General features: G+C 61.0%; 7 protein-coding genes. 3 read left to right on the top strand and 4 right to left on the bottom strand.

The genetic code is table 11. The features are described from left to right. From AC1XOS_RS17165 to AC1XOS_RS17175, 3 genes are all read left to right on the top strand, one after another. On the top strand, positions 1 to 569 hold a 569-nt coding region (locus tag AC1XOS_RS17165), incomplete at its 5' end, for an H-X9-DG-CTERM domain-containing protein (protein ID WP_481963449.1). 2 nt (positions 570 to 571) lie between these two features. Next, a complete protein-coding gene (locus tag AC1XOS_RS17170) occupies positions 572 to 1,699 on the top strand; it encodes a carboxymuconolactone decarboxylase family protein (RefSeq protein ID WP_481963450.1) in 1,128 nt (375 codons plus the stop codon). After that, complete coding sequence (locus tag AC1XOS_RS17175; RefSeq protein ID WP_481963451.1) at positions 1,700 to 1,885, top strand: hypothetical protein; 186 nt, start codon at positions 1,700 to 1,702, stop codon at positions 1,883 to 1,885. It abuts the gene before it with no gap. A 50-nt stretch (positions 1,886 to 1,935) separates the two neighbouring features. On the opposite strand, the gene AC1XOS_RS17180 is transcribed toward AC1XOS_RS17175, so the two are convergent. From AC1XOS_RS17180 to AC1XOS_RS17195, 4 genes are all read right to left on the bottom strand, one after another. Beyond that, entirely contained in the window at positions 1,936 to 5,013 is a 3,078-nt protein-coding gene (locus tag AC1XOS_RS17180; RefSeq protein ID WP_481963452.1) for a DUF1553 domain-containing protein, read from the bottom strand. A gap of 9 nt (positions 5,014 to 5,022) precedes the next feature. After that, positions 5,023 to 6,255, bottom strand: a complete 1,233-nt coding sequence (locus tag AC1XOS_RS17185; RefSeq protein WP_481963453.1) for a DUF1501 domain-containing protein — start codon at positions 6,253 to 6,255, stop codon at positions 5,023 to 5,025. 5 nt (positions 6,256 to 6,260) lie between these two features. After that, positions 6,261 to 7,763 (bottom strand): DUF1800 domain-containing protein, encoded by a 1,503-nt coding sequence (locus AC1XOS_RS17190; protein ID WP_481963454.1) that lies wholly within the window; start codon positions 7,761 to 7,763, stop codon positions 6,261 to 6,263. Next, a partial coding sequence (locus AC1XOS_RS17195; RefSeq protein ID WP_481963455.1) for a hypothetical protein occupies positions 7,760 to 8,003 on the bottom strand: 244 nt, incomplete at its 5' end. The genes AC1XOS_RS17195 and AC1XOS_RS17190, both read right to left, overlap by 4 nt.

Raw genomic sequence — 8,003 nt, forward strand, 5'->3', positions numbered from 1 at the left:
AGCCCTTTAATGCCGCCAATCCAGGCACGCACCGCATCTGGGCACGCGACATTCAGCCCTACGTGAAAAACATCCAGCTTTTCAAGTGCCCTCAGGCAAAGCCCCGCTCCTCCGATGGCACCTGTCCGAACGCAGCGGCGGGGAGTAACCCGACTGGCGGAATCTGTGAGGTGAACGTGGCAGGGGCAGGCAATGGCAATATCCTGCTCAACGGGATTCCCGCAGGTCGCTCGATCGCCGCGATTTCCGCGCCTGCCGATATTATCTTCGCCCACGAAGTGCGCAACTTCTTCCGCGCCGCCCAGGAGAAACCGCGCTTGGTGCTGAGCACGGGGCTCTACACCGGCTTCGCCAACATGTACTACGACAGCACCCACAACGACGGTGCCAACCTGCTCTTCTGCGATGGCCATGCCAAGTGGCAAAAGCGCGGTGCGATTCGCTTCGCACAGTTTGGGGCTAGAGTGGGAACCGGTGCCAATGAAGTCAATCCTCCTGGCCTGACGATCGGTCAAGACGATGCCACGGCCAGCGCTCAGGGAACACTTCAGTTCAAGGCCGATTTTTAGCCATGCCTAGCATTGTCTTTCCTCTTGATGGCAGCTTCACTCCGGCTTCTGTGGACTCGTTAGAAGCTGCGGGGCGGGTTCCTTACTTTCTGCAAGCAACGGCCGGTGCGAGCCCGGAAGCGGCGGCGCGGCTGGCCAAGCTGGTGCGCGTGGTGCTCTTTGGCGGAACACTCCCCGCAAGCCTCAAACTCGCAATGGGAAGCCAGATCACCCCGCAGTGCCAGGCCCGCTATGCCCAAGCGCATGTCCAGCGGCTCGCTAAGGCCGTCGGGGGGGGCGACCCACGCACCGCGCTTGCTGTGCGCTACGCCGCGGATCTGACGCGGGACATTCATGGAGTCAGCGACGAGACATTTAACCTCGTCAACACGCGCTTCAACGATGCGCAGGTGATCGAGCTGACGATGGTGACGTGCTTCTTCAACTACTTCTCGCGCCTCACCATTGGCCTTGGAGTGACTCCCGAGCCATGGCTGGCTAGCACGGCCCCGCAGCTTCCCCGGCAAGACATCAGTGAACTGACGGTTGCTCGCGTTGCGCTTGCCTCCGATGCCGAACTTGCCATGGCGGCGGCACTCCTAGAGCGTGCGAAGAACCCCGCGAGCAGTAGTCTGGGCATCGCGATCCCCAACTCCCAGCGCGCCATGGTACGCGTCCCTGACATCCACGACGCTTGGATGACGCCGCCCCGCCCCGCCGGAAGTCCTGCGCCTCCTGTGATTGTCCCCCGCACGACCCTGCTCCAGGTCTCGCTCGCCGTCTCGCAGGCCAATGGCTGCCGGTACTGTGTCCTCCACCAAGTGCAAGGCCTGCGCCGCCAGGGTGTGGAGATTGGCAAGCTCCTCGCCCTCGAAAAGTCAGACAGTGCCCTCAGTCCCGATGAAAAAGCCGCCGTGGACTTTGCCCGCAAGCTCACCAAAACGCCCGGGGCACTTAACGAAGCGGATCGGCTGGCTCTGCAGAAGTTCTTCCCCGGCCCTGCAGCCTTTGAAGTGCTTCACCAGACCTGCCGCTTTGCCTTCATGAACCGCTTCACTGATGGCCTGCGCCTGCCCTCTGAGGACGAGGCAGTGAAGACCTACCGCGAGGTCTACGGTGGGAACTTCTCCGAGAAAGGAAAGAAAAACTAGATGAGTAGTGATGCTGTGTTGACGAATCAGGAGAGCATCCTGGGGAACCAGGCGATGATTATCGCCAATCAGAAGACTATTGTTGAGAATCAATCGGTGATTATGGAAAACCAGGCACTCCTGAAAAAGCTCCTGGCGAACCAGGAAGAGATTCTGGCGAACCAGGCAAAGATTTTGGCGAAGTAGATCACATGAACACGAAACGAGCGGCAAAAAATGCCGCTCGTTTTTTTGCGTTAGCCCCGCGTGATGGTTTCGTCCAGGTTGAGTACCGTGCTACAGACTGCCGTCCATGCCGCGAGGTCAATCGTATCCAAAGACGTATCTAGGGGCGACTCCCCGACACGGAGTAGCTTTTTCGCATTCTCCGGACTCTTGCGAAACGCGGTGGTCTGACGGTTAAGAATCGTCATGAGCAAGGACGTCTCTTCGGCGCGTGGAGCGCGGGCCAGCAGGACGCTGTAGAGAAAGGCAATGCGCTGAGCTGCTGAGGGGATGGCTTCACGCATCAGGCGCTCGGCGAGCTTGCGCGAGGCTTCCACATAGGTCGGGTCGTTGAGGAGGATCAGTGCCTGGAGGGGGGTGTTGGTGGCTCCACGTCGGACGATACAGAACTCCCGCTCGGGGGCATCGAAGGTCTGGAGGCTGGGCGGGGGGACGGTGCGCTTCCAAAACGTGTACATCGAGCGTCGGTAGAGCTTGTCGCCGTGGTCTTGCTCGTAGGTCTGGGCGGAGAAGTTGCCCTTGAAGCTCATCTCTTCCCAGAGACCGGCGGGCTGATACGGCTTCACACTCGGCCCCCCTATTTTTGTGACTAGCAGCCCACTCACCGCCAGCGCCTGGTCGCGCACCAGCTCAGCGGGAAGGCGCAGGCGTGGGGCGCGGGCGAGCAGGCGGTTCTCCGGGTCGCGCCTCAGAAGCTCGGGCGTGCACTCCGACGATTGCTTATACGTCGCACTTGTGACCATGCGGCGCACCAGCTTCTTCACATCCCAGCCCGACTCTCGAAACTCCACCGCGAGCCAGTCCAGTAGCTCCGGGTGGCTTGGCGCATCGCCTTGCACCCCGAAGTTCTCACTGGTCTTGACGAGGCCCACGCCAAAGAACTGCTGCCACAGGCGGTTCACCGCCACCCGCGCGGTGAGAGGGTTCTCGGGAGACACAAGCCACTTGGCGAGATCTAGCCGCGACCCTCCTCCCTGGCCCTCCTCCCAAGCTTGGGAGGAGGGAAGAGCGAAGCGAAGGGAGGAGGGTAGCCCTGGCTCGACGCGCTCTTTGGGCTTGTTGTACTCGCCGCGCTCCAGCAGAAACGTGGGGCGCTTGTCCTTGCGCTCCTGCATCACCATTGTTGTGGGGATCTCTTTGTCAAGCGCGTCTTTTTCCGTGGCAGCTTTGGACTTCTCCTCAGCCAGCTTGCGGTACTCCGGATCGCGGGTACGCAGGGCGTAGCGTGTGAGAGTGCGCTGCTGCTCCGGGGTGCGCTTGTCGGCAGGTTGCGCTAGGGCAGGCCGTAGCGGATCGGTCTCGGCGAGCAAGGCAACATCGGTGGGGGAGAGCACCCGGCTGTAGAGGCGAATATCGTCGAGCTTGCCTTTAAAGCCACTTGCCTGGTCGCGTCCCGCGAGGCGCAACGGCTTATTGACCTTGATCGTGGCCTTGAGCGAGTCTGAGCCAGCGGTAAGCTCGGTGGGCTTTCCATTGACATAGATCCTCACACCTGAGAGCTTACTGCTGCCGTCGTAGGTCACAAAGACATGGCTCCACTTGCCCATCGGCAGGCGCTCTTTGCTATCGGCACGAAGAGCGTTATCGGGCCAGCTGTGGATAAAGTGCGCCATCGGCTGTCCATCGGCAAGATACAAATCCCAGCCCCGCACCCCAAGACCATTGTCCATCCGAGAGAAAATCGCTTGGCTTCCGCCTTCGGGCATGACCCAGCAGCCATAAGAAAACGCCTGGTCTCTCTCAAACTCTCCCAGGTCGGGATAGTCTTTGGCATCGGTGCCGTTAAAGGCAAGGGCGCCACTGACAATGCCGCCACTCCCGCCGAAAGTCAGATGTGTGGCAAGCCCAGGCGCTAGTTGTGCATCCCAATCACTTGCGAGGAGCGCGGGAACCTCGACGGGGCCTGTCTCTTTCGCCGCGATCTTGGCATCGAGTGTCTTTTGCGTGCTCTCCAGCTCCGCCAGACGTGCTTCTTGCTCCGGGTAGGGAGCGCGGATAAAGGGCTTTGCATTGCCGTTGGTGCCGTCCAGCCCGTTCTCGTCGTTGTTGTTGAAGTAGGCAAAGAGCCGGTAGTAATCGCGCTGTGTGAGCGGGTCGTATTTATGGTCGTGGCACTGAGCGCAGCGCATTGTCAGCCCCAGAAACGCTGTTGCCGTGGTATCTACACGATCTGCGACATAGGCCGTGAGGTACTCCTCGGGGATTGCGCCGCCCTCAAAGTTAATGGGGTGATTACGGTTAAAGCCCGTGGCAATGATCTGGTCGCGGGTTGCGTTGGGGAGCAAGTCTCCTGCGAGCTGCTCGATCACAAACTGGTCGTAGGGCTTGTTGTTGTTGAATGCCGCAATGACCCAGTCTCTCCACCGAAACATATCCCGGTGTGGGTCGATGTGGTAGCCGTGCGTGTCGGCGTAGCGTGCCAGATCCAGCCAGCCAATCGCCATGCGCTCGCCGTAGTGTGGGGAGGCAAGAAGCCGATCTACGACACGCTCGTAGGCCCCCGGAGTGGTGTCCTTGAGAAACGCCTCTGTCTCCTGTGGTGTTGGAGGAAGGCCCGTCAGGTCCAGCGTCACACGCCGCAAGAGAGTCCGTTTATCTGCCTCGGGAGCGAGCGTGAGTTTTTCTTTGGCAAGGCGTGCTCGGATAAAGGCATCCACCCGGCTCCCTCCTCCCAGGATTGGGAGGAGGGCTGGGGAGGAGGGTATGGTAAACGCCCAGTGCTTTTCGAACGTTGCGCCCTCGCCAATCCAGCGCCTTAGTGTCGTTTTCTGCGCTTCCGTGAGCGATTTATGGCTCATGGCGGGCGGCATTGCCAGCGGGTCACTTTCGGGCTTTGCGATACGCTGGATGAGCGTGCTGGCAAGAATATCCCCGCCAATCACGGCGCGATTGGGCAAATCCAGCCGTAGTCCTGCCTTGCGCTGCTTCTCATCTGGGCCATGACAGGCAAAGCAGTTCTCCGAGAGAATCTGCCGCGCCAGCCCGCCAATACCAGCTCCCCCGCTTGCGGGGGCGGGGGGGGCTGGAGCGGCTAAGCAGAGCCCAGCGAGCCCTAGGGCGGAGACGCAAGCAAAAAAACGGCGAGGCATGCCGTCATTCTACCCGAACAACCCCACCAATTTTCCGGGTGCGGTGGGAAAGAGGGCGGCGGCTTTTTCGAGGCCGATCTGCCGTGCTGCCAGCTCGGTGAGGACATCGCGGTAGTCTGTTGTCACTTTAAGATCGCCGGGAGCTTCGAGCTGATCGTCTTTGAGGCCGGGCCAGCGGGCGTAGACTTTCCCTCCCTCGACGCCGCCCCCTGCCACAAACCAGGCACTCGCTCGCCCGTGATCCGTGCCCAGTCCACTATTTTCCGCCACCCGTCGTCCAAACTCCGTCATCACCACGATCGTGACATCCTCAAGCTGTGGCCCGAGGTCTTTCGTAAACGCCCCGAGGGAGTCTCCCACGTCCTGGAGCTGCTGCGCCAGAAACGGGGTGTTTTGCCCGACGTGCGTGTCCCAGCCGCCGCGATCTAGACACGCAGTTTCGAGCCCGACTCCCGCTTTGAGCAGCATCGCGGTCTGGCGTAGACCATTTCCGAGGTTAGACTCGGGGTACTTTGCGTCGCCACCGGGCTTATAGCTCTTGGGATCAAGTTTTTCTAAGACTCTCAGAACTTCCAGCGTCTCTCGTCCGGCGACCGAGGCGGGATCGTGGCCTTTGGCATACATACTCTCAATGGCTGTGCGTAGGCTGGGCGAGGCATGGAGCTGAAGATCCGTGATGCTGTTGATCGCCATGGCACTGGTTGCGCCTCGGAGAATGTCGGGCAGGATGGTATTGAAGGCGACGCCACGGAGCGGTGAGGGGTTGTCCTCGGGAAGTGCGGAGAGGTAGCGTGCCACCCAGCCCGACGGAATACTGGCGGGGTCACTGGCTGCTCCCCGCTCCATCACGGCCATCGCCTCAAAGTGCGAGCGGCTTTGATCCAGCGAGCCCACCGCGTGCAGTGGCGCGAGCTTGCCCTCTAAGTACAGGGGATGAAGCGCCCCCAGCGCAGGGTGTAGCCCAAAGAAGCCATCTAGCTTGAGTGCATTTGTCACTTTAATCGTCGGGCGATTTTTAAAGTACTCATCATCTCCGGTAGGGGGAAGCGCTGTTAGGCCGTCCATCGCGCCCCGTAGAAAGATCGTCACCAGCGGCTTTCGGTTCGTCTTACCGACCGTCAGCTGTGCCAGCGCCGAGCGTCCTGCCCAGGCCATAATCGCGGCGGCGAGTGCGCCTCCGATTAGTGCACGTCTGCTCTGCGCCGCCTGGCTATTTTCTTCACAAAGTCCCCATTGGTTCATTGTTGTTACTTCCACTGAAAATCGGGTGAGGCAAGCGCCAGCGCGAGGCGCTCCTCGGGCTTGCCGGAAAACTCGGGGAGAGGGGCGAGCAGGGCTTGGGCAGCGTCTTTGTCCGTGTCTATCTGGGTTGCCGCAACTCCCCCGGATGTCAGCGCGATGGCGAAGTTCCAGCGTGCCAGCAGTGAGCCGGTCCACGCCAGGTTTTTCTCGGGATAGCCATCGGGCATGGGCCACTCGTAGAGCGGCTGGCCCATGCGGGTAAGATGGTCTTGCACGCCCAAGCTACCGTCGGTGAGGGCGTTGGTGGCCCGCAGGGCGCTGATCGTGAAGTCAAAGGGGCGCTTCAGGATGGGTGGGGCAGCATCAAACTCGGGCGCGGTGAAGAGTGTGTGCACCATCGCCGTGATCGCACCGCTGGATTTCTGGTAGGTCGCCGCCACTTTCTCGGTCAGCTCCGTGCTGTGTTCGTCGTCGCCGTAGAAGTAGCGCACGAGCTTGCGGGAGATAAAGCGAGCCGTCGAAGGGTGCGCGGCGATCAAGTCCAAGACCATGCTCGCGTCTTTCTTGCCGCCTCCTGCGGGGATTTTCGTGCCCAGAACCAGCTTTTCGCCATCGTCGTGGCGCTTGGCGTTGAAGTAGACCTCACCCGTTTTATGCCGGTCTTCCGGGATACCATCTTGAAAAATGCCTGAGAGAAAGCGATCCTCGATTGTCCAGCCGGTCAGGCAGCGTGCGACCTCCATCACATCGCGTTGGGAGTAGCCACCGTCTACGCCCATCGTGTGGAGCTCCAGAAGCTCGCGGGCATAGTTCTCGTTGGGGTGCTTGGCGTCGCTGACTTGCTGATCTAAGTATCCCAGCATCGCCGCCGACTTCATCGAGGCACGGATGACATCTTTGACGGCGCCTAGGGCGTTTTGCCGCACGACATGGGTGAGATCGGTAGGGAGTAAGTACATCAGCTCCGCCGCCGTGTTGGGGCGCGTCGGGGCGGAGTATACTTTACGTGCATAGATATTTAGGTGGTTGGCCCAGAAGTCACAGAGCCGCTCACGGAGCTGCCACTGGGAGTAGGTCGCCCGCAGGATCGCGCTACGGCCTAGTTGCTCCATGACCACTTTTTGGGGAGTGTCTCGCAGCTCGTAGGCGGGCGTGTGAAAGACTTCCAGGCCCTTGAGCCGCCAGCGAAGGGCCAGCGACTCGTCGTCGTCGTGCACCGGCGCTTTGAGCTGCTCCGACAGCCAGCCGTCTTTTCCTAGCTCGCCAAGGCGCTGAAGCTCTGCGGCGGACGGTCCAAACGCCGCCCGGTTTAGTAGCAACCCGTGGCTGGCATCTCCAATGGGGCGCATCGGGGGACGGGGACTGGTGTGGACGAGAGGTCGTGGGTCGCGAACGCTGCGCAGGGCCTCACGAAGCGGTCCTTCGTCACCTCGCTTGCCTTTTTGCTGACAGCCTACTAGTGCCGCGCCAGCCACGCCTGCGCCTAAAAGTAGCTCCCGACGTCTCATTGTTGGTTCGTCTGTGTCTGAGGGCTCGCCGCCGTGATTTGCTCGTAGGCGAAGCGCTCACGGCTTGTCAGCGCCTGGAACCCTGCCCCAAGGGAGGCAAAGAGCTGAAGGGGGAAGAGCAGCACCCAACCGACGGCCGGGAGGGCACCGGTCGCGATGAGAAGTGCGCCACCCCGCGCCAGCGTCGTTAAGGCACTCTGAGTGGGCGCAAGCGCCTGCATCCGCTTGCTGATCACCTGC

It is taken from the genome of Armatimonas sp. (genome assembly GCF_964826245.1).

Excerpts from the sequence above, each read along its gene's own strand:
- AC1XOS_RS17170 (WP_481963450.1), top strand. The coding sequence starts at position 572 with ATGCCTAGCATTGTCTTTCCTCTTGATGGCAGCTTCACTCCGGCTTCT.
- AC1XOS_RS17175 (WP_481963451.1), top strand. The coding sequence starts at position 1,700 with ATGAGTAGTGATGCTGTGTTGACGAATCAGGAGAGCATCCTGGGGAAC.
- AC1XOS_RS17180 (WP_481963452.1), bottom strand. The coding sequence starts at position 5,013 with ATGCCTCGCCGTTTTTTTGCTTGCGTCTCCGCCCTAGGGCTCGCTGGG.
- AC1XOS_RS17185 (WP_481963453.1), bottom strand. The coding sequence starts at position 6,255 with ATGAACCAATGGGGACTTTGTGAAGAAAATAGCCAGGCGGCGCAGAGC.
- AC1XOS_RS17190 (WP_481963454.1), bottom strand. The coding sequence starts at position 7,763 with ATGAGACGTCGGGAGCTACTTTTAGGCGCAGGCGTGGCTGGCGCGGCA.